This is a genomic window from Pricia sp., assembly GCF_041745955.1.
In the GTDB taxonomy this organism is placed as follows: domain Bacteria; phylum Bacteroidota; class Bacteroidia; order Flavobacteriales; family Flavobacteriaceae; genus Pricia.
Genome location: NZ_JBGTHY010000511.1, coordinates 1 through 21607, shown reverse-complemented (window position 1 = coordinate 21607; position 21607 = coordinate 1). Strand labels below are relative to the sequence as shown.

Genomic DNA, 21607 nt, shown 5'->3' with positions numbered 1-21607 from the left:
CGCAACCATATCGAGGGCAAGTTCGGGCAGGGGAAGAACGCCTACGGGCTCGGGAACATACAGGCCAGAAGAAGGGACACCTCCGAGAGCTGGATCGGTGCGATATTCTTTGTGATGAACCTGGTGTCGTTGGTAAAAATGGCGGACCTTCACGCTATTTTTTACGCCATGTTCAAGAAAGTGTTCCGTTATGGGGAATTTCCCGGCGTCATGAAAGGGCTCTTGAGCAAGGTTTTTGCACCGATCGGAAATGGTCGCCGAAATGTGTCCCGAACCGTAGCGGCCTAGAGTTTATAATCCTTGCGAAAATCAGCAAGCCCTACATTAGTATCCTCATTCATAAATTGATGATTTAAAAATTAAAATGGGTAAATGGCCATTTACTTTTGTAGAATTCTTGGTGAAATGTAACCAGATGAAAATAAAAAAAGCCCCGAAAAGGGATATGTCAGGGTAAAAAAATCAAATGTCAGTCAGAAACTTGAAGAATTCATCCAAATGATCGCGGAATTCTTTGTCGGGAACATTGTCGCTAGAGGCACTTGTCAATCCTTTTTGGGTAACCAGTTTACCTTTATTGTAGATTTTGTTAGACTTCTCGAAAGAAGTTAGCGTTATACCCTTTTTGAGTTTTTTGAGTTTTTCCAGAAGATACTTAAGCTCCGAAAGGTTCATATTAAAATGGACTACCTCATCATGTCCTCTGAAATCCAAAGTCATGATGGTATAGAACTCATCGTAGTTGGTCAATTCTTCGTCCACATATTCATATTTTGTTAGGTAATCGAAATGTTTCCTGAGAACCAAATCGTTCATGTCAAGATTGAAACCTGTCGATTCGTTTTTGGAACGGGATTTCGCCAGATCCGATCTTTTCTCCATCCTCAGTTTTAGGGCAAAGAAAAACAGAATGACAACATATAGTAAAATGGGAACAAGGGACCATAACCAGTCCCCCAAGCTGTTGAACAAGAAAAACGAAACAATCAAAAATGGAACAAAAAACAAAATAGATAAAACGAGAATACCATTATTGCCCTTATCCAAAAAGGATGCTATGCTTGAATTGACTTTCTCTCTTCCAGATAGTACAACCGATAACCCATCCAAAATCTTATCAAGTGGATATTTCGGTTCGGATTGTGCCAGTGATTTCGGAAGCTTTGTGCCAGGCATTTCGGTTCGGACCGTGCCAATAATTACGGTTCGATCTGTGCCGGCCGATCCGGGACAGGGACCAAAACGTTTCGATCTGTGCCAGTTGTGACGGTTCGATCTGTGCCACTTCGGGAGATCAAGTAACTACCTTATCGCGCTAACATATTAGTTTGTTTCTTGTCCGCGTATTGAACTCCCGAAGATTATTTGTCCATATAAGGCATACTAATTCGCATACAATAATCCCAAATTATTTTTTCATTTTCAGGCGAATAATATTTTATGCTCGGCTTCGTTACTTTTTTATTGGAAAAGTATTTACCTGTAAAGTTTTTAAGATTTTTGGAAGTTGCTAAATAAATAGTACTTTCTGCTCCCTGCTCAGGGGTGGTTGCAAATAGCATGGAAAATTTAAATATCAGATCCATCCAGAAACCTTTATCGGCATTTTGCCCAAAACCCGTTTTAATCGTACCGGGATGTAACGAATTTGCAGTAATGCTAAGGTCCTTTTCCTTCAGTTCTCTGGTTAAATGTTGGGTGACCCAAATCAGGTATAGTTTAGAAAGTCCGTAAGCACCACCAAATGTGTAATTTTTCTCTAACTGGATATCACTCAGATCGGGTATGCCGCTCATTTTGTGTGCCGACGAAGAAACGTTGATAATTCGTGCATGCGGACTTTTGGCCAAAGGCTCCAACAACAATTGTGTCAGAAGGAAGGGCGAAAATAGATTTAGCGCAAATGTTTTTTCCAAGCCTTCTTTTGTTGTTTCCCGATCTTCCCCAAACATTGCCCCGGCATTGTTTATCAACACGTCCAATCGCTTGTATTTTTTTTGAACGCTTTGGCCATCTGATTTACCTGAGACAATAAAAGCAAATCAGCCATAACAAAATCAATTTGGCTATTGCCTGTTTCGGACTTGATTTCATCACATACGGCTTCAGTTTTCTTTTTATTTCGTCCATGTACGATGACAGTATGGCCCTGATTTGCCAATACTTTTGCAGTTTCCTTTCTTATCCCGCCGGTGCTTCCTGTAATCAAGATTATTTCGCTTCCCATATTATTACTTAACCAGTTTTTACAATCGATTAATGGTTTTTCATTCTTCTCTTGGATGAACCGTTAAGGGTTCTTGTAGAATGAGGCATAACAATTCGATAAGCGTACTAGTGCGCTTATTTCTTTTTTAAGCGTTCGTTTTATTGAACTTTTTTGGTGTACGGGTTACATCACCTTATTCGCCAAATACCTTTGAACCTCATAAACATCGATGCTTTTGTTGAATTTCTTGCTTACACTTGGTGTATCCTCGCTGGATATCCAAATCTTCAGTTCCGCATCCAAATCAAAAGTACCCGATGTTTCCAATGAAAAGCGTGAAATATTCTTATAGGGTAAAGATTTATATTCAATTTTGCTGCCGGTCAAACCTTGTATATCAACCAAGATCAATCTCTTATCGGTAAACATGAAAATGTCCCTGAACAATGCAAACCCAAGTTCGATCTTCTCATCGTCCAACAGTAACCTACCATATTTTTCATTGAGCTTTTCGGATGATACTTCGCTTGCGTTCCCTAGTAATTTATTGAATAATCCCATAGTGCATTTATGTTTAAGTCGTTGCTTTTTTTGAACTTTATTATTTTATGTTAGTTCCATTTACGTAAATTAAAATCAATTCAGGTCTCGAAGCTGTAAGTACAATATCGGAATACCTATAAACGCTATAAGAACACTCAATATTGAAAGTAAATTCTGCATCATAACAATCTAAATTTTCAAACCTAAAGTTTTGAATTGTTGCGTTAGGTTATTGAATTCTAGGTTCATTTTTTCTTGCCTCTAACAGTTGAATATAATAAAAAGTTATACTATTTCCAGTTTCCCGGGACCGTTAATTTGGCCAATTTTACAATCGTTTATTTGAACTTCCACTGAACAGAACATGTGGTGGCCGTCCCACTTTTGTTAGGAAAAATTTTACTGAAATTTAAGTTTTTTGCCCTAGCATCATATTCCCGGTTAGCCCATTTGCGAATACTTTTGATAATTTGAGCGATAGGATTAAAATAAAAAACGGGCAATTACCAGTGCCCGTTTGATTATATATACTTCATTCCCTTTCATCAGGGCGTCAAAACGACCTTTACACATTTGTCCTTCTTGTTCCTGAACATGTCGTAGGCCTTCGGGGCCTCATCCAATTTCATTCGATGTGTTATGATAAAGGAGGGGTCGATCTTACCCTCGACAACTTTCTGCAACAATGGTTCAAGATAATGCTGCATATGGGTCTGTCCCATCTTGAGGTTAAGGGATTTGTTCATGGCAATACCCATCGGAAGGCCGTCGACCTTGCCTACATATACCCCGGGAATGGATACGTTGCCCGCTTTTTTGCAGGATTTGAAAATTTGTGAGAGGGCATTCGGTTGGGCCTTTTCGATATCGGTGTCGAAACCTTCCGCACCATGGGCCTCGGCACCTACGCAATCGATACAGCAGTCGGGCCCTCTACCATCGGTCATTTCCATCAATCGGGCATATACTTCATCGGCATCTACCGTCCTAATCACTTCGGCATTGCCCTGCCTTTCCGCCATATCCAATCTTTCCTTTACCACATCTATGGCGATCACCCTTCCGGCGCCCAGCATCCATGCACTCTGGATAGCGAACTGGCCTACGGGGCCACATCCCCAGATTGCGACGGTATCCCCTGGTTTAATGTCCGCATTTTCCGCACCCATGTAGCCCGTAGGAAAGATGTCGGAAAGAAAAAGGCTCTGTTCGTCCGTTAGGGAATCGGGAACCTTGATCGGACCAACATCGGCATAGGGAACCCTTACATACTCCGCCTGTCCGCCTGAAAATCCGCCCAGCATATGGGAAAACCCGAAAAGCCCTGAAATGGAATGTCCAAGGTTTTCCTTGCACAGTTCGGCGTTTGGATTCGAATTGTCGCACAGGGAAAATTTATCGTCGTCGCAGTATTCACAATTCCCACAGGCGATCGTAAAAGGTATCACCACCCGGTCCCCTTTTTTGAATTTGTTCACCTCGCTACCGATTTCGACGACCTCGCCCATGAACTCGTGGCCGAGTATATCATTCTCCTTCATAGTGGGGACAAGGCCCGCGTAAAGGTGAAGGTCCGAGCCACATATAGCGGTAGAGGTCACCTTTATTATTATATCTTTTTGATCTTCAATCGTGGGATCGGGAACATTGTCGATTCTGACGTCTTCCCTTCCATGGTAACATAGTGCCTTCATAGTGTTTTTTTTACGTGAGACATAAAAGTATCCCAATAGGACCCGCATCATGTACCCATAAGAGACTATTATTGACCGGAAAAACTGACATTGGTTTCAAGGGGAATCACCGATAGAACTTTTATTCGGCGATATATCCAGAATAATTCGCCCGTATCGCAACAAAAGATTTATCCTTTATTTAGACTTTAGACGGTTATAGTTGTCGATCAGTGCCTCCGAAACTATTCGTGCCTTCTCGTCACTGATCGAATCCAGTACTATGATATGTTTTGAGATATATCCACTGATCAGGACGTTGACTTCCTCACTGGTAAGAAACCCGCCCTCCTTTAGGTTGCCAAGGATGGCAATGTATTTATCGGATTTAACGCCGTCCCTCAACATTTCGTCAATTTAAACTTCTGCCAATTGTTCCGTTGCCCCGTTACGCAATATGTTCCCTACGCTCGCCCAAAAACTCAATAGGGCCCCCGAGGTCCTTTCCGAAAGTGCGGATAGCAGCTTCAGTTTGTTGACAAACCGTTTCACGTTTTCGTCACCGGGGCGGTAGAACGCCATGTTCCATTCGTCGAAATACCTGCTTTCAACGTCGCTTTCCCACAGCAAGGTCACGGAATGGTGCCTTTTATCTGCCTTGATCTTCCGGTATACCTTGAGCACGTCCTTTTTCCTTCCTTCGAGGATCTGGACGAACCTGCTGTTATGATAGACCAGGCAACCTGAAATGTTTCTCGAGGAATTCTCCGCCGTGGCCTCTTCCAGGATCTGGTCGAAATCTTCAAGGCCCAGTCCCGGCCTTGATACGGAATGGTAATTAAGTTGGTACATGTTATTGTTTATCGGAGATTATTGTAATAACAAGACCCTCTGTGATCGGTCGAGATGGATTTGGGCCACTAAGGCCGACGAATATACCATAAATTGTTGGATGTGGCTAAAAAGGGCGGAAAACGGTCAGTAATCTGTAGAAAGCCAAAATGTGGGACATGAAATCTGGCCACCTAAAAGTGGGACTCGGTAAAAGGTAAGGAAAAAATAACCCTATTTATTATTCGCCATAAGATGATTGATTTTTACCGATAGGAAGGTCACGTCCGTCTAGTATGAATTAGGTCAGAGCGATATATCCAATGGCATAAATTCAATGATTCAACTCTAGCTACCTATTGGCCGAAGTTTCATTCTCTCCGGCCCCTTTTACGAATGGCCAATGGTAGGCCGGTCCAAACGCCGTACAATTTGACAAATATGCTGTTGATGAATTTTTAGAAATGGAGGATAATTCTTGAGGGAAAGAAAAGCATGAAAACTGCGAAACTTGGACGGGCCAACGAATCTATTCACCATAGGCAATTGTTGTCATCAATGCATTTTCGGCCTGCCGGGAGTCCAATCGGGTATGCTGTACCACTAATGGCAGATTTGATCGGATAACTGCGGCATAATCGATATCCATCGGTATGGGCTCCGGATTTTTGAGGTCGTTAAAACGTAAATGGTATGTTCTTCGCGGTGCAACGGTAACCCATAAGGTCCGACCGGCTCCCTATCGTCGAAATAGATGTATATCCCTATGTGTGCTTCCGTTTCTCCAATATTTAGGATGTAGGCCGTTTCATGGCTCGTAAACTCGGGATCGGAGCCGGTTCCGTAAGAAGGAATGTAGCCCTCGGATATCATCCATGTCTTTTTTCCAATGTGTCCCAACTTTCTTCCCGATCTGTTCATTCAACATCGATAAACTATTTTGTCCCGCTGACTGAACCTTCGTACGAAATGCGATAGATGATACCGTTCTCATCGTCCGACATCAATATGGAGCCGTCCTTCAGTTCCAGAAGGCCGACCAATCTACCGTACTGCGATTTTCCGTCCTCGCTCAGGAATCCCGAAACGAGGTCGCCCGAGCCTGTCGGCTCGCCGTCCTTGAAATCGATATATATCAGCTTGTATCCGGATGGGGGGTTGCGGTTCCAAGACCCTCTGAAGGTCACTAATGCCCTTGAGCCGAAATCTTTCGGGAACATTTTTCCCCGGTAGAAAATCATGTCGAGTGGGGCGCTATGTGCGGTAAAGAGCATTTTAGGTTCTGTCGTACCCTGTGCATATTCCGACCAGTCCATGTCCTTGGGCTCGTCCGCCCTGTTGTACTTTCCGTCCGCGTAGATATAGGGCCAACCATAATCGTTTCCCTCTGTCAATTCGTTCAGTTCCTCTTGCTGGTCATTGTCCCCCAGCCAGTCGATTCCGTGGTCCATTCCATAAAGGGAACCGGTTCCGGGCTGCCAGTCGAAACCTATGGTATTGCGCAGTCCCTTCGCATAGATGGTGCGCGATTTGGTCCTGGGATCGAGCTTGATGATCGTGGCGCTCTCCTCGCTGGTCTCGTCACAGGCGTTGCAGGTACTGCCTATGGAAACGTAAAGCATTCCGTCCGGCCCCATGGCAAGGGTGCGATTGGCATGCTGGCCACCATCGGGCAGACCTTCCGCTATCGTTTCCAGGTCTCCGATCCCTCCCGTATTGTCCACTTCTGACCTATATACATCGTTTACCGCAACAATGTAAACGGTATCGTTTTTGATTTCTATGCCATGTACGCCCTTTTTGGTGAGAACGACATCGCTCCTGTCCGACCTACCGTCGTTATCGGAATCGGTAAGGCGGACTATGTCGCCGCCCCTACGCGTAACGTATACCTGTCCTTTTGAATTAAGAGCCATCATCCTGGGCTTCCCGAGGTTTTCCGCATAGACGGCGATCTTGAATCCTTTCGCTACGGTCAGGTCCTTTATGAACGAGGCAGTCGGCTTTGCCTTTTTGGGCTTGTAGATGTGCCCAACAATTTCTTGCTCAATAAGCTCTCCCCTCTGCTGCGCGGTAAGGAGACAAGCGCCAAGTACCGCAATTGCAGTGAATAGCTTCCTCCTTAGGTTTATTTTTTCCATTAAGTAAAATATTATCGGTAAAAGTCTAAAGGTATATTCGATCGGCCCCATATGATAATCCGTACGCGTATATTTTTACCTTGAACGAGAACGGGGGCAACCACTTTATTTATGACTTTCGCTTTGATTGAAAAATCTGTTGCTATAAGAATATTTAGATGGCATTTACAAATACCCATGAAGACGACGCCATTTGCGAATGGAGCAAATCGCCTAAAAAATCAAGTCTAATTTTTTGCAGTTACAAGGTTGTTATTTATACAAAAAAATCATGCGAGGGCAGAACAACATGTGTAACCTTCACTGTAGTGAAACCGAAGAAATCGAAAAAATCTGTTCCGCACAAGCGCTGTTGACCTATATCCTTATGGATGGCACTGTCCACTTTTACATTTGCCTTACTAATTGTCCATCTTTTTGTTGCAAGTCCACATATACCCATATCAGAATATCGGACAACGGCATAGGGTTCGACAATGACTTTTCGGAAAAGATATTCGAAGTTTTCCAAAGGTTGCACGGGAGGGAAAGTACAGGGGCACCGGGATCGGCCTTGCCATTGTCAAAAAGATAGCGGAGAACCATAAAGCGTTCGTCACGGCTACGGGAGAACCGGGCCAGGGAACGGAAATTAATATTTATTTACCCGTAAAGAATTCCGGAAATTCCGGAAAACAACATGATGTAGGCTAATTTATCCTAATCTCTCCGCACGTCCTTCATCAACCATAGGTCCAAGGTTTCATCACCATCCTCATGTAGTACGGAAATATCGCCGGTAGTCTCGAACACAACCGCCTTTACTTGGGACAACCGGGTAACGTTCGCCTCCCTCAACTTGGAGCGAAGGTCTCCACGGGTTACCCTTGCCTTCCGAAGATTGTCCTCGATAACGCGATTCCCGTCCATAAGCAACAGGGGGGAATTGTCCATCAGGTTACGGACCGTTTTGTTCCTACGCGCAAAGGCGGCACCGATTTGCAGCAAATAGACGGCAACCAGTCCCGCAATACCCTGTAACATGCTCACCGATGAGGAAAGAACCGTAGTCGCGATGATGGAGCCCACGGCCACGGTCATGGCAAAATCGAAGCTCGAAATTTTGGAAAAACTACGTTTGCCACAGATACGGGTCATGATGATCACCGAAATATAGATGCCCAATGCGCTAAAGATGATCAGGCCGAAGGAGGTCCAGGTAAGTTCGAATAGTTTATCCACCATATGCGCAGTTTAGGCCATAAGCATTTTTACGAACTGCCCAATTGCAGTATCCCAACAACCAAGGCTATAAAAATTACGAACGCAAGGACCACGATGATGGTAGTCCACGGAAACCTGTTCTTGGGCACCTCGGTGGTCTGGTTCCTGACCTTTCCATCGTCTTTTTGCTTCGTTGGCATAGGCGCGCTTTCGCTTGCCTTCATCTTTGTCTTGCCGATATCATCGTTCATCTCGAATATTTTAGGCCTTTCGTTTTAATAAAGTCCGAACCATTCCCATTTGTAAATCAATTTATAGTTCCATTGAACCTAGAAGGGCAAGGTGACGATACCGCCCCCAATGGCCGCAACGGCGGAGATGATCGTTGTCAGCACCAGCCACCAAGCCGCGGAAGCGGCGGTAAGACGCGCATGTTCGGCCTGTATTACCGCCTTTCTTTCCAAGATCTTGACCTGCTCATGGGCCTTGGCCTCTATCCGGCCGATTTTGTCCAAAACCTGATTTTTGGTATCGGAAAAGGTTTTCACGATGCTGTCGACCTGTTCATCGCTGACATACTTGTTATTGGTGACCAGTGCGCGCAACGTATCCGTATCGAAGGACGAGGCGCGGTTCCTTATGATGTCCAGACTGTCCTTGGGATTGTCGAGAATTTTCCGCACATCGTCCTTAAGGAGCGAATAGTCCAGTTCCCTGCGGCCGGTCCCCTCGAAAAAACCTTCCACGCGGCCCTCGATTTTCTTGACCAGCCCGTTCTCGTTCTCGGCATCGAACTCATGGGACACGCTCCTTACCATATCGGTCGCCCGGTCTGCGTACTTTTCGAGGTCCTCCTTTTTCAGGGCCGTGTTCGAGGATAGCGCGTCGATAATGTTTTCCCTATCAAGGCCCTTTGCACGATCCGTAAGGATGGAGGCCACCATCTTGGGATGGTCCAATATCGCCCGGAAAGCCGTCTTGATCTTTTCGGGGGAGAAATCGCCCACCGCCGAACTGGAAAGGTATTCTTTTATCTGTTCGGTCCGCTTGTCGAGTTCCCCCCTATCCATTGAAGAAAGTTCCTCGACCACGTTTATGGCCCCTTCCATACTGTTTTCGCCTTCTCTGTACTTTTGGGTTATCGTATCCAAGGTCCGTTGCAATTTTTCGGCCTTCGATTTTTTACCGGGATCGGAACTTTTACTGTTTTCCGAAATCAATTTGGTCAGGACTTGTTGTACCGCCATCCATTTTCCGGAGGTGTTTTTACCGGAGGATTTTTTGGCGATATCCTCAAGGTCGTTCTTTAGATTATCATAGTCCGGAATTTTGCTGTCCACACGGTCCAGGAAGTTGTCCAGTACATCCGAAACCTTGTCCATATCGAATCCGGAATCGAACTCTGAGCGCACCTTATCGATCGTATGTTCAAGGACGTTCTCAATCTTCTTGTCGGGGGAGGCGGTGAACATCGATGATATCGCACCTGCGGAGGACTTTAGCCCCGAGGTCACGGCAGTGAACAGGTTGCCCAGAAGCGAACCGACGATCCGCGTCTCCAAGTAGAACAGGATCAAAAAGAAGAGTCCCCATATGACCAGCGCGGTAGTCGTGTTCGTGGCCGATGTCTCCACCATGTTTATATTGAGCGCCAGTGCGGTGGCACCGAAAAGGGCGATGGAGGTGGTCACCAGGCTCCATATCCCGAACGCGGTGGTGATCTTTACCCCGGCCGCCATGTCCGGGGAGGAATCCTGGTCGAACTCATGGCCGTTCGGATCATCGTCGCTCACGGGCCGCACTTTGGCTTTCACATAGCTTTTCTTGACATCGCCGATCGCCGTTATCCCCGCGGCCACGGAAACCGCCGTCAGAATGAACTGGAAGGCGAGGGCGAGGATGACACCGGCGGCGATGGTAATAAAAAAATTGGAATCTACAATTAGGTTATCGGCCACTGGCACTTGCAATAATGGTAGCGAGAATAAATGAAATGTACCGAGAAAGTTTAAAGTGTCCATATCTCAAGTATTATTAAGTTATTAGTGTTAAGAAAGTTTAAAATTGGCAAGCATGTCTCAAATTGAAACATTTTGATATCAAAACCGCTATTCGGAAGAATTAATTGAAGGATTAATTTTTGACCGGATGACTACAATTGGTTGTGTTGATCAATTTCTTACACAACGCCAAAATTATCTTCCGGACCCAAAGGGGTAGCCATGGTAATCATCGGACAATAAGATAGATTACCAACACTACGACGGCAACTATTATCCAAAATGTAGTGTTCTGCTTTTTTGGATTGTTCCAGAATCCCATAACCCTTAAATTTTATACTTCCGTTTTTTAATAGAAAAAAAGGACTCAATCCCAGGACTTTATCCTATTGTATATATTATTTCCATAATGCTGCCAAATTGGGTTATCAACGAATCAGGTGAAATCCATTGAGCTCAGATTTATTTTTAAATTGAAGGCAGGGGGCAGATTTCGCCTCCCCCTGCCAATCAATCTAAAAACAATGGTAAACCGATTATATTTGAAATCCCAGTATTACATATTTGTCCTCTAGGATAAGCTACCCTTTAGCCTTGTTGTCGGAACTATGATTTCGCTTCCTTGTTTAGACGGCCTTCGGCCAAGTCATCCAAAACCTGGTCAGCATCGTATTCCTCGTCCAAAGTTTCCTGAAGTTTTTCCGCGATATCGTCATGGCCCAGTTCCTTCGCATAGCGTACCGCTGTCCCATAACCGGATATTTCATAATGCTCCACCCGCTGTGCTTCCGCGATCAGCCCGGCATCCATAACATCATCGTCCTCGGCCTCGTCGATAAAGCCTTCCGCTTCCTTTATCAGCCCTTCCATGGCCTTGCATTTCTCGCCATTGGGGTCGATATCCAGTTCCTTGCAGATTTCTTCCAACCGCTTCTTCTGTCCCTTTGTCTCCTCAAGGTGGCTACCGAAGGCTTCTTTGAGTTTACTGTCGTTGGCGTTCGATTTCATCTTGGGCAAGGCCTCGATAAGCTGCTTCTCGGCACTATACAGGTCTTTGAGCTGATGTTCGAAAAGTTCGTTTAGATTTTTCATGTTTCAAGGGTTTTAAAAATTAATTTCCGGTGCTAATCTATCGAACACTTTAGGTCGGGCTTAATTCTATTAAAATTATTATTGACCTTAAAACATCCAGGTCCATTTATATTCGCTCCTTTGGTTTGAATTGGAAATACCTATCCGATTTTCACTGATGGCATAATCGATTAATACCGATTCAGTTAAAATCCCTTGTAATCGGAGTAAACTATCCGGTATAACAAAATTAATTTTATAACTATTAACCTAAAAAAAGTGATTATGGACAAGAACAGAAATTACAGCGAAACGGATGAGGAGAACGATGATTTATGGGGCAGTCGAATTATGATGACGTAAATGATGAGAATCGTACTGATGACGATTATGATAATGATGATTCCGACACCGATTATGAAGATATGGAGGACAAATGGTACGAAATCGAGGAGGATTACAGAAACCGGTATTCCGATATTACCGACGATGACGTCAAGGTCGAACCGGGCCGCTTTGACAGGACCATGGAACGGATCGGTCGGAGAAGGGGGAAGTCGCCGGGGGAAGTCCGGGACGAAATCGAAAATTGGTAGTTGAACAGTTAAGTTTTAGCTGGACCGTCGCCCGAACCGGTGACGGTCCTTTGGTACACATAAGAGGGAGAAAAAACAGCTATGAAAGAAGACAGAACGCTCGAAAGGGAGCAACAGAAAGAACAACCGGGGAAACAGCACAAGATGGACAAGGCCCCGGAAACCATTCGTGAAGATTATAAGGGGAGCGAAAAGCTCAACGGTAAGGTAGCCCTGATAACCGGTGGTGACAGCGGTATCGGAAAAAGCGCCGCCGTACACTTCGCCCGGGAAGGAGCGGACGTGGCCATTATTTATCTTGAAGAGGACAGGGATGCGGAGGATGCCAAACGCGCCATTGAGGTCGAGGGCAAAAAGTGCCTTCTGGTCAAGGGCGATGTCAGGAAGGAGGAGTTCTGTAAAAATGCCGTTCAACGGACCGTGGATACATTCGGCAGACTGAACGTTGTGGTCAACAATGCGGCGGTGCAGTTTCCCGAGGAAAACATTCAGGAAATCAGCACCGAAAACCTGCACCGAACCTTCGAGACCAACATTTACGCCTATTTCTACATCGTACAGGCCGCAGTGGAACATCTTAAGAATGGTGACACCATTATCAATACCACTTCCGTTACCGCATACCGCGGCTCCCCGCACCTTATCGATTATGCGAGTACAAAAGGGGCCATCGTCGCCTTTACCAGAAGCCTTTCCGGCATGTTGGCGGGAAAAGGGATCCGCGTGAACGCGGTCGCCCCCGGCCCCGTATGGACCCCATTGATTCCGGCAACCTTCGACAGGGAAAAGCTCAAGGATTTTGGAAAGGACGTGCCTATGGGCCGTCCAGGTCAGCCATCCGAACTGGGGCCCGCCTATGTGTTCCTTGCCTGCAAGGATAGTAGTTATATGACAGGCCAAGTGCTCCACATCAACGGGGGCGAAATCATCGGGGGCTAATGTTACATCCCAACACTGCTTTAGGCTATATCGATGATACCATCGGCCATGGTGTCATAGCGACCCGTTTGATACCCGCCGGGACGATTACCTGGGTCCTTGATGACCTTGATATGGAGTTTACTCCGGAAGAAATAGGCAAAATGCCCCGCCAACAAAAAGAATATATGGAAACCTATTGCTATCGCAACAACAAGGGAAACCATATATTGTGCTGGGATTATTCAAGGTTCGTGAACCATAGTTTCGATTCGAACTGCCTGTCCACTGCCTATGATTTTGAGATAGCGGTACGCGATATCCAGCCCGGCGAGCAATTGACCGACGACTACGGATACCTGAACGTGGAATTTCCCTTTGAGCCCGTCGATGAAGGTCTACGGCGAAAAATCGTTAGGCCCGACGACCTTTTGCACTTCCATAGGGAGTGGGACGAAAGTCTGATAGGCGTCTTTTCCCGAATTTTGGAACATCCCCAGGCGTTGCGGGAATATTTCAGTGAAGAACAATGGCAAAATATCAGGGATGTGGCATTCGGAACAAGGGAAATGGAATCGATTTTGCGGAACCATTATTTCCCGAAAAGGATTTCTTCGTTTTAGGGTTGAACATTTAGGTTGTCAAAACTATTTCATAGCGTCAATAATTCTCGATTTTAGTTCCATTATGGATAGTTTCATCGAATTCCCGTTTGTAAATGCGGACAAGGAGCAAGAAAAGGCTCAAGAGCAATGGGCAGAAGATGAGCCCTATGAAACCGAACAGGGGTACGCCAATGATGACCCCTATAAAAGTGATAAGGGGATGTACATCGTCCAATTTTTTGAGAACATAGAGACGAATGAGATTGTCCGTACTCCCCACGACCACTATCCCGTATATCAGAACGCCCCAAGCTTGAAAATCCTTTCCCGCCGCCAGCGATAGTATGAAGACCGGAAGGATGCCTATAAAGGTTCCGATAAAAGGTATCATGGAACCCCCACGGCCACGATTACGAACCAGAAAAATGGGCGTTCCACACCGAAAATGAAGAACCCGATCAACGCGATCACGCCCTGTGCCACAGCGACCAAGGGAATGCCGAGGGCATTAGAGCGTACCATGGACGAAATTTCATCGCCAATTCTCTTGAAATTTTTGCCTATCAACGGGGACATCTCCATATAGAAACTTCCTCAGATCCTTTTTGACGGTAAACATGAAGAAAAGCAAGAAGTACATGATCGCCAACGAAATGAATACGGTGAAGGTGCCACCGGCCGCATTTTTCAGGTTTTCGGCCAACCATCCAGAAATGGCATTGCCATCTATCTGTGAAGTAATGTCGTAGCCCAGCCTTTCCTCCCATACCTCTAGGTTGTTTCTTATCGTATAGATCAGTTGGTCCGAATTTCCGAGGGCACTGCCGATTCTTTTTCCCATCATAAGGGCGATGCCCGTAATGGGCAAAAGGATGCCCACAAAAGAGAGGACCATCAAGAGACCAGCCCCCGAGTGTGCGGTTCCAGCCCTTTTCTGCCCATTTTTCATCCATTTCCTAAACAGGACATACATGGTGATAGCACCGAGTATACCCGCAAGGGTAGGGAAGCAGCTCCCATAGTATCAACGTTGCCATGGTTCCGATGAGCAGCAGAACGAACAATTGTCTGACAATACTATAATCGATGGGTCTTTCCATGTACAGGATTGAAGTGTTAAAGTATGGGTCAAAAATCCTCCAACCTTTAACCTAAACTTGGCCAACTAAGGATTGGGAACAAACTCGTTTGAAGGCCTGTTTGCAAAAAGATCATGAAATGCACTGTAATGACCTTCCGCAAGCCCGAATATCGGGAAAAAAAAGCACCGGACCAGAGCAATTCTGGATTCGGTGCTTTAATCAACCAATCACAAATTTTATAGTCTTGTGGCCGATTCGTCGTAGTAAACGATATCCTCATGTCCGGCTAGATAGTTACGATCCTCCTCATTGTTAGGTTCGACCGAGATGATAATCTTGCCCTCTTCCAGATAGTCAACATATTCAGCGGATTTCTCGTCCGAAAGCCCGGCCTTTGTCAAGGCCCCGATCAGTGCTCCACCGGCGCCGCCGATTCCCGCGCCCGCAAATGCTGCGGCCAATGGCCCAGCGATAACCAATCCAATGCCCGGCAGGACAATACTAGTGCCTATGGCGGCTATCGCCCCAGCAATGGCACCGACCGTACCGCCTATCGCGCTGCCGGCCCCTGCACCTTTCAAGGCTTCGCCACCGGTGCTTTCGTGTTCGCCATCGTAATACTTGTCCTTGGTCTCCTTGGACATCAAAATGGTGATGTCGTCCTTGTCGTACCCCCGCTTTACCAATTGATCATAGTAGGCATGCGCGGTTTCGGTATTGTGGAATACCCTGTCTATCCTTCTGTCTGAAAATCTGTTTTCGCTCATAATATTTGCTTTTTTAGTTTAAAGTATAAATATATAGTTACCTGTCAATTTCCGATGTTTCATTACGACCGATTATTAACACGAAAGCCTTTGTATCTCATCTAGGGTTTACCAATATGCCAATACAGCTTCGATAAATATGGACATTCCCAAGTTATTGTTACCTGTCTTGCCGTTCCGGTCTTTGCTCCAACGATTTTAGTGCGGACTGAAAATAAACAAGGTTAGACTCCGCTTCCTTTCTATGTTTGGACAAAAGGTTCTTTAGTTCGCTGTCGATGTCCTCGCGGGCAAAAAGATTATTATAGTCGTCCTCCTTGTTCCTTTCGCCCTTGATCAGACATTCCAATAAGGCCTGGAGATCTTTTGAATCCGGAAGTGGCCGCGGGACCCATCCAATGGTCTGTTGGTCGGTATGCCGCTCCGTAGTCTGGACATCGCCCCCCATATCGGAAATAGCCTTTATAAGCCTTTCGGATTCCTTTTTCGCCACCTTGGCGAATTCATCTAGTTTATCGGCCGTTGCACCGTGTGTTGACGTTTGGGACAACTGTCGGAATGCCTCCTGATGGTCCAGCGTCTTGGTCAATATCATATTAAGCTCATCGATTATGCTCTTTTCCATTGTAAAATTATTTAACGTTATTATTTTTTGAATTAGGTATCCACTATTATTTTGAATCAGTATAGGAAAAAGGACTTGAAACTTTTGCCGCTCTCAAACGATTATGCAATCCGTACACTTTATCGATAATAAAACGCAATCGTCGCCCCGAACAGGATATGGGCCACAATCAACTGTGCCATGAACAAGGGGAAATCTATTTTGGGCGGATCATGGTGTACGGCGAACATCACGGTCCATCCGATTATACCCATTATGCCGAGGGCCGTACCAAGCAACATCCCATTTAGGGTTGTCAAATGAATCCCGCTAATCGAACGAAAGGCGACCATTACCGCCGCGAACAGTACACCTATCACGTAATGTGCCGCCCATCCAAAAATATGGTTGTCTCCGATTTTCGCATCAAAATGGACGGAGGTGCTTATCAAGCGATTGAGATATTTCGGCTCGCCCAAATCCTTGCCGGTAACTGTCTCGACAAAAATGGTGAACAGCGTCATTGCCGTAGTGCCGATAAGCCCCGATATTAGGATATTGATTATAGTTGTCGACATACCGCCTCTTTGAACATGAACATTTGGATATAATGGTCGAATATGACTATGAAGGTTGCCCAGAATTGCAAAAAACAGTTCCTCAACCAATCTGACGTAGTTATAATTTTGGACACCATTCAGAAGTTTTTCTTTTGAACCATTGCATCATTTTCTCATTTGCTAATCGAATGAGATGTTAAAGATAATTGGATTAATTGTTTGTAATTGACCGTGACGGTTTTAAAACTAGCACATTGGATTAGTATATCGGATTACAGAACCATAAACGTCGACCAAAATTCATCGTTCGCTTTATGGGAAGTAGCGGTTTATTGGTATATTCACTAAAAAATAAAAAATGAGATCTATTTGGAACGGGTCCATCAGCTTCGGTCTGGTGTCAATACCCATAAAACTGTTCTCGGGCTCCGAGGAAAGGGCACTGGACCTCGATATGCTCGATAGTCATGACGGGGAGAGGATCCGATATAAAAGAGTAAACGAGAAAACCGGCAAGGAAGTCGAATGGAAGGATATTGTCAAAGGCTATAAAAAGGACGATAAGTACATCATTTTAGAGAAGGAGGACTTCGAGAACGCCAATATGAAAAAGAGCAAGACCATAGATATCGAGCAGTTCATCAAGTCCGATGAAGTTGCCGATGTATTGTTCAAGAAACCCTATTTCATAAAGCCCCAAAAAGGTGGGGAAAAATCATATGCCCTATTGCGGGACGCACTCAAAAAGACCGAGAAATTAGGTGTCGCCACGTTCGTTATGCGACAAAAGGAGCATCTTTCATTGATCGGGATCTACAAGGATGCACTGGTGCTGCACATCATCCGTTTCGAGGAGGAGATAAGGGATACGGCCGAACTGGAGCTGCCGACCGAGAAAATCGGAAAAAAGGAACTTGATATGGCCATCTCCCTGATCGACCAGTACACGGAAGAATTCGATTTTTCGAAGTTCGAGGACGTATACAACGAACAACTCCTGAAGATTATCGAATCGAAATCTTCCGGAAAAACCGCAAAGTCAGAGAAGTTCGATGCCAAACCGACGCCCGCCAAAGATTTGATGGCACAACTAAAAGCCAGTCTGGAGAAACGAAAGAAAGCCGCATCATAGTCCAATGTCACAATTATGGGGCATAATTTTTTAATGCCGGTCCACTTACGCATAGCGTATTCGTTAAATTCTGAAAATCTTTATCATGGGTCTTGAGGAATACAATAAGAAACGGAACTTTACGCAGACCCCCGAGCCTAGCGGGGGGGATATCGCCCGTACGGAAACCCAACGTTTTGTCGTACAGCGCCACCAGGCTCGAAAACTGCATTACGATCTGCGGTTGGAAATCAACGGCTCCCTAAAAAGCTGGGCCGTGCCAAAAGGTCCTTCCATGAACCCCTCAGATAAACGGTTGGCTGTTCGTACCGAGGACCATCCCCTGAAATACCTTGATTTTCACGGTACCATTCCCAAGGGCAATTATGGTGCTGGGGAAATGATTGTCTGGGATTCGGGTGTCTTTGAAATCGACCGAACGGAACTGGACCTATCGGCTAATGCCCAATTGTTAAAGGGCAACCTTAAAATTATCTTCCGGGGGAAGAAACTCCGGGGACATTTTGCCCTTGTCCAAACCGGGGAACGGAACGGCAGGGAAAATTGGCTGTTCATCAAAAAGAAGGACGGTTTTTCAACAAATATCCCTTATGATGCGGAAGCATTGTTACCCATTTCGGGGAACCTTCAACGGTCAAAGCCGAAAAAAATCATCCCGGGCCAAATCCTACAACCGATGTTGGCAGGTTCCCGGAAAGAAATCTTCAATGACCCCGATTGGATCTACGAACTGAAATGGGACGGATATCGTGTATTGGCCCATGTTACTAAAAAGGGGGTATTCCTTCAATCCCGAAACGGGATCGACCTGGGCCTCAAATTCCGGGTTCTGGCAGAGGAACTGGAACAGATCGAAAACGAAACGATTTTGGACGGTGAAGTGGTAGTTCTCAACGAGGAAGGCGTATCGGTCTTTGGAGAACTCCAGAATTATCCGGACAGTAAGGGCTTCCTGCGCTTCTACGTTTTCGATATGCTATTCTTGAACGGCCATAGTATGCTCGAACTACCGTTGCGCAATAGGAAAAGCCTGATACCCCAAGTGGTTGAAAATCTAAATATTACCCGGTATTGTGACCATATAGAGGCGATGGGGACCGCTCTTTTCGAAAAGGCGTTGGAATCCGGTATGGAGGGCGTTATGGCCAAACAAATCGATTCCGACTACTCCCCGGGCGCGCGGACCGAAAAATGGCTGAAAATAAAATCGGTCGACAATATCGATGCCTTGATCTGTGGTTACACCGACTCCGTCAAAGGCGGTTCGGTTTTCGGTTCCCTAATCTTAGGGGTCGAAGAAGATGGCAAGCTCGTCTATGTCGGCAATTGTGGCACCGGTTTTTCCGAAGCCTATCGTAAGGAATTGTTGAAGATATTCGAACCTTACCGGACGGATAAAAACCCGTTCAAAAAAAAATTGTCATTAAAGGGAAGAAGACCGAACTGGTTGGAACCTGGACTGGTATGCGAGGTGAAATATTCGGAAAGGACCAAGAACGGCCTGCTGCGAAATCCCGTTTTCAAAAGGTTGAAGGACGGCCCCGCCGTCCTAAAAAACCCGACACCGGACCGACCCACGACCGCATCCCCCACCTCACCGTCCATAACGGGCCAAATCCTTGACATAGACAGCCTTCCCGTGTCGCTGACGCATCTCGATAAAGTGTACTGGCCCGAATCGGGCATGACCAAATACGACCTGATCGATTACTACATCCAAATGTCGGATACCATTCTTCCACATCTCACGGATAGACCCCAGAGCCTCCACCGCCATCCCAATGGCATAACTGGGGACGGATTCTACCAAAAGGATAATGAAAGCGTACCCGAATGGATGGAGACGGCCACTATCCATTCAAAATCCTCGGAACGAGATATCGATTACCTGCTCTGCCAAAACACCGCATCGTTGATCTATATGGCGAATTTGGGATGTATCGAGATCAATCCATGGAATTCGAGGGTCGGACAGTTGGACCGTCCCGATTACGGTATTATCGATCTGGATCCACCGGAAGGTATGGATTTCGCCAATGTCGTCAAGGTAGCGCAGGAATTCGGGAAAATACTCGATATTGCGGATATACCGGGATATTGCAAAACTTCCGGTTCCAAGGGGCTCCACATCTTTGTGCCCATGGGCGCACAGTATACCTATGAAGAGGTACGGAACTTCATCAAACTGCTGTGCCATTTTGTGGAGGCGCGTCTCCCTGAAATTTCGACCTTGGAACGCCGTATCAAGAACAGGAATGGAAAAATATATCTGGACTATCTGCAGAACCGTAAAGGCCAGACCATAGCATCGGTATATTCTGTTCGGCCCTTGCCCAATGCCCCCGTGTCGGCACCTGTCGCATGGGAAGAGCTGGATGGACGAATCACCCCCCGTCAGTTTACCATTAAAAACATGCCATCACGTATCGAGGAAATCGGGGACCTGTTCGAACCGATGGGGAAATTTACCTGTGACATGGAATCATGGTTGCAGAACCTTGATGGGGTCGAATAATTTTATTTTTTTGAACCATGGAAATGACTAATGCAACGAACTGCTATACTAAAACCGATTCATGGGGAAATCGAGAAAGTTACTGATGATAATTCTATATTCGGCCTTAATACTTTTGGCGGTTGGCTCGATACTTTCCGTGTTCCGGAATACTGAAAGTCGGTACTTAAAGATGCTCGATTTTCCACGTATCCAATTCTTCACCCTCTCGTTGTTCAGCCTGGGTATATTTAAATTGACCACAAAAAGGTGGCACCGGTATGATTTTGCCATTATCGCCGGACTGCTCATAGGCCTTTTCGTCAACGGTTTTTTCCTGATCGATTATACGGGCCTGGTTCCCGCCAAAGAAAAGGAGCATGTCATCGATGCCTACTCGTTCGAGCTCGGAAAGTGCAATCACGACCATATCAAGGAACGTATGTTATGGCTTTTGGCACAGATAGACGACGGCCTTTCCAAAAAAGTGGCCGGTAACCTGGGGATGGAAATTCCCAACGATATTGAAAGACCGATCAATCGGGCCATAGGTGCGGATGCCGAAATCGAGGAGCAGCCGATATTTCCGTTTATGAATTCATAGAGAATATCCCAAAGAACGAGGACGCCAACGATAATCTCGGTGCACCTTGATTACAGGGTAGTATGGTTGGGGAACGCAACCTTAAAATCAAAAATGGAAATGGCCCGATTCATATCGGGCCATTTTTATAACTAGATTATTCCGATGGATTAAATCTTGGGGGAACGGTTACAATGTATAGATCTGACAGCTATATCCGGGTATATTTAGTTTTCCGGTCCATTGTTTACCGTCGGTACCAGCTTCTATAATGGACATTCCTTCCACATCAATATCCAAAAAATCTTTATCATAGCCTTTCCAACTGCTATCGAACCGAAGTTGCCAATTACGGTTTTCCTCCATACCGATACCATAATCAATGAAATCACGGCTGCTGAAATTGAAGACCATTAATACTGGTTCACCATTCCCCCGCACGTATGACAATATTTTCGTATCGTTGTTAAAATGGCCGATTTTCAAATCTTGTTCCCGAAGCCCAAAACTTCCCTTCGATTTCCCCGTGCGCAGGGCTATAACATCACCCACCAAATTTTTGATTCCCTTGAGCCTCTCATATTTATCCCAATCC

The 21607-nt window shown here is 45.7% G+C and carries 24 protein-coding genes and 3 pseudogenes; 8 read left to right on the top strand and 19 right to left on the bottom strand.

Going from position 1 to position 21607, the window contains the following annotated elements:
• Positions 1 to 288, top strand: a pseudogene (locus tag ACEW8S_RS18170) (hypothetical protein); the annotation flags it as partial.
• A gap of 174 nt (positions 289 to 462) precedes the next feature.
• Here the strand turns inward: ACEW8S_RS18170 and ACEW8S_RS18165 are convergent.
• The 8 genes and pseudogenes from ACEW8S_RS18165 to ACEW8S_RS18130 all read right to left on the bottom strand — a co-directional run bounded on the left by ACEW8S_RS18165 (position 463) and on the right by ACEW8S_RS18130 (position 7397).
• The gene (locus tag ACEW8S_RS18165) at positions 463 to 1176 is read right to left on the bottom strand and encodes a hypothetical protein (protein WP_373519522.1); all 714 of its coding nucleotides are present in this window, start codon (positions 1174 to 1176) and stop codon (positions 463 to 465) included.
• 185 nt (positions 1177 to 1361) lie between these two features.
• Positions 1362 to 2227: pseudogene (locus tag ACEW8S_RS18160) on the bottom strand (SDR family NAD(P)-dependent oxidoreductase).
• Between the two features lie 165 nt (positions 2228 to 2392).
• The gene (locus ACEW8S_RS18155; RefSeq protein WP_373519521.1) at positions 2393 to 2770 is read right to left on the bottom strand and encodes a PH domain-containing protein; all 378 of its coding nucleotides are present in this window, start codon (positions 2768 to 2770) and stop codon (positions 2393 to 2395) included.
• A gap of 527 nt (positions 2771 to 3297) precedes the next feature.
• Entirely contained in the window at positions 3298 to 4446 is a 1149-nt protein-coding gene (locus ACEW8S_RS18150; protein WP_373519520.1) for a zinc-dependent alcohol dehydrogenase, read from the bottom strand.
• A 177-nt stretch (positions 4447 to 4623) separates the two neighbouring features.
• Positions 4624 to 4833, bottom strand: coding sequence for a hypothetical protein (locus ACEW8S_RS18145; protein ID WP_373519519.1), 210 nt, complete (start codon positions 4831 to 4833; stop codon positions 4624 to 4626).
• Between the two features lie 9 nt (positions 4834 to 4842).
• Complete coding sequence (locus tag ACEW8S_RS18140) at positions 4843 to 5277, bottom strand: BLUF domain-containing protein (protein ID WP_373519518.1); 435 nt, start codon at positions 5275 to 5277, stop codon at positions 4843 to 4845.
• A 508-nt stretch (positions 5278 to 5785) separates the two neighbouring features.
• Positions 5786 to 6129 (bottom strand): annotated as a pseudogene (locus tag ACEW8S_RS18135) (sensory rhodopsin transducer).
• Between the two features lie 62 nt (positions 6130 to 6191).
• Positions 6192 to 7397 (bottom strand): sorbosone dehydrogenase family protein, encoded by a 1206-nt coding sequence (locus tag ACEW8S_RS18130; protein WP_373519517.1) that lies wholly within the window; start codon positions 7395 to 7397, stop codon positions 6192 to 6194.
• Between the two features lie 495 nt (positions 7398 to 7892).
• Here ACEW8S_RS18130 and ACEW8S_RS18125 point away from each other — a divergent pair, with 495 nt between their 5' ends.
• Positions 7893 to 8090 (top strand): ATP-binding protein, encoded by a 198-nt coding sequence (locus tag ACEW8S_RS18125; RefSeq protein WP_373519524.1) that lies wholly within the window; start codon positions 7893 to 7895, stop codon positions 8088 to 8090.
• Between the two features lie 6 nt (positions 8091 to 8096).
• Here ACEW8S_RS18125 and ACEW8S_RS18120 read toward each other — a convergent pair whose 3' ends face one another.
• The 4 genes from ACEW8S_RS18120 to ACEW8S_RS18105 form a co-directional block, all read right to left on the bottom strand.
• Positions 8097 to 8618 carry a DUF421 domain-containing protein gene (locus ACEW8S_RS18120; protein WP_373519523.1) on the bottom strand — a complete coding sequence of 174 codons (522 nt, stop codon included), beginning with the start codon at positions 8616 to 8618 and terminating at the stop codon, positions 8097 to 8099.
• Between the two features lie 29 nt (positions 8619 to 8647).
• Complete coding sequence (locus ACEW8S_RS18115; RefSeq protein ID WP_373519516.1) at positions 8648 to 8851, bottom strand: hypothetical protein; 204 nt, start codon at positions 8849 to 8851, stop codon at positions 8648 to 8650.
• A gap of 78 nt (positions 8852 to 8929) precedes the next feature.
• Complete coding sequence (locus ACEW8S_RS18110; protein ID WP_373519515.1) at positions 8930 to 10621, bottom strand: hypothetical protein; 1692 nt, start codon at positions 10619 to 10621, stop codon at positions 8930 to 8932.
• Between the two features lie 585 nt (positions 10622 to 11206).
• Complete coding sequence (locus ACEW8S_RS18105; RefSeq protein WP_373519514.1) at positions 11207 to 11692, bottom strand: ferritin-like domain-containing protein; 486 nt, start codon at positions 11690 to 11692, stop codon at positions 11207 to 11209.
• A gap of 314 nt (positions 11693 to 12006) precedes the next feature.
• Here ACEW8S_RS18105 and ACEW8S_RS18100 point away from each other — a divergent pair, with 314 nt between their 5' ends.
• The 3 genes from ACEW8S_RS18100 to ACEW8S_RS18090 all read left to right on the top strand — a co-directional run bounded on the left by ACEW8S_RS18100 (position 12007) and on the right by ACEW8S_RS18090 (position 13808).
• The gene (locus tag ACEW8S_RS18100) at positions 12007 to 12267 is read left to right on the top strand and encodes a hypothetical protein (protein ID WP_373519513.1); all 261 of its coding nucleotides are present in this window, start codon (positions 12007 to 12009) and stop codon (positions 12265 to 12267) included.
• Between the two features lie 81 nt (positions 12268 to 12348).
• Positions 12349 to 13206 (top strand): SDR family oxidoreductase, encoded by an 858-nt coding sequence (locus tag ACEW8S_RS18095; RefSeq protein WP_373519512.1) that lies wholly within the window; start codon positions 12349 to 12351, stop codon positions 13204 to 13206.
• Positions 13206 to 13808, top strand: coding sequence for an SET domain-containing protein (locus ACEW8S_RS18090; protein ID WP_373519511.1), 603 nt, complete (start codon positions 13206 to 13208; stop codon positions 13806 to 13808). Before ACEW8S_RS18095 ends, ACEW8S_RS18090 begins: the two co-directional genes overlap by 1 nt.
• 37 nt (positions 13809 to 13845) lie before the next feature.
• On the opposite strand, the gene ACEW8S_RS18085 is transcribed toward ACEW8S_RS18090, so the two are convergent.
• The 6 genes from ACEW8S_RS18085 to ACEW8S_RS18060 all read right to left on the bottom strand — a co-directional run bounded on the left by ACEW8S_RS18085 (position 13846) and on the right by ACEW8S_RS18060 (position 16821).
• Positions 13846 to 14181: an AI-2E family transporter gene (locus ACEW8S_RS18085; RefSeq protein WP_373519510.1), complete on the bottom strand. Its 336-nt coding sequence runs from the start codon at positions 14179 to 14181 to the stop codon at positions 13846 to 13848.
• Positions 14178 to 14312 carry a hypothetical protein gene (locus tag ACEW8S_RS18080; protein ID WP_373519509.1) on the bottom strand — a complete coding sequence of 45 codons (135 nt, stop codon included), beginning with the start codon at positions 14310 to 14312 and terminating at the stop codon, positions 14178 to 14180. The genes ACEW8S_RS18085 and ACEW8S_RS18080 overlap by 4 nt, the downstream gene beginning before the upstream one ends.
• Positions 14313 to 14322: 10 nt before the next feature.
• A complete protein-coding gene (locus tag ACEW8S_RS18075) occupies positions 14323 to 14763 on the bottom strand; it encodes an AI-2E family transporter (RefSeq protein ID WP_373519508.1) in 441 nt (146 codons plus the stop codon).
• A 345-nt stretch (positions 14764 to 15108) separates the two neighbouring features.
• On the bottom strand, positions 15109 to 15639 hold the full coding sequence (locus tag ACEW8S_RS18070) for a hypothetical protein (RefSeq protein ID WP_373519507.1): 531 nt from the start codon (positions 15637 to 15639) through the stop codon (positions 15109 to 15111).
• Positions 15640 to 15799: 160 nt separating this feature from the next.
• Entirely contained in the window at positions 15800 to 16264 is a 465-nt protein-coding gene (locus ACEW8S_RS18065; protein ID WP_373519506.1) for a hypothetical protein, read from the bottom strand.
• A gap of 119 nt (positions 16265 to 16383) precedes the next feature.
• A complete protein-coding gene (locus ACEW8S_RS18060; protein ID WP_373519505.1) occupies positions 16384 to 16821 on the bottom strand; it encodes a hypothetical protein in 438 nt (145 codons plus the stop codon).
• 340 nt (positions 16822 to 17161) lie between these two features.
• Between ACEW8S_RS18060 and ACEW8S_RS18055 the strand changes: the two genes are divergently transcribed.
• The 3 genes from ACEW8S_RS18055 (at position 17162) to ACEW8S_RS18045 (ending at position 21033) form a co-directional block, all read left to right on the top strand.
• Positions 17162 to 17935: a Ku protein gene (locus ACEW8S_RS18055; RefSeq protein WP_373519504.1), complete on the top strand. Its 774-nt coding sequence runs from the start codon at positions 17162 to 17164 to the stop codon at positions 17933 to 17935.
• Positions 17936 to 18020: 85 nt separating this feature from the next.
• On the top strand, positions 18021 to 20450 hold the full coding sequence (gene ligD / locus ACEW8S_RS18050; protein ID WP_373519503.1) for a DNA ligase D: 2430 nt from the start codon (positions 18021 to 18023) through the stop codon (positions 20448 to 20450).
• A gap of 61 nt (positions 20451 to 20511) precedes the next feature.
• Positions 20512 to 21033: a catalase-related domain-containing protein gene (locus ACEW8S_RS18045; RefSeq protein ID WP_373519502.1), complete on the top strand. Its 522-nt coding sequence runs from the start codon at positions 20512 to 20514 to the stop codon at positions 21031 to 21033.
• Positions 21034 to 21201: 168 nt separating this feature from the next.
• On the opposite strand, the gene ACEW8S_RS18040 is transcribed toward ACEW8S_RS18045, so the two are convergent.
• A partial coding sequence (locus ACEW8S_RS18040; protein WP_373519501.1) for an alpha amylase C-terminal domain-containing protein occupies positions 21202 to 21607 on the bottom strand: 406 nt, incomplete at its 5' end.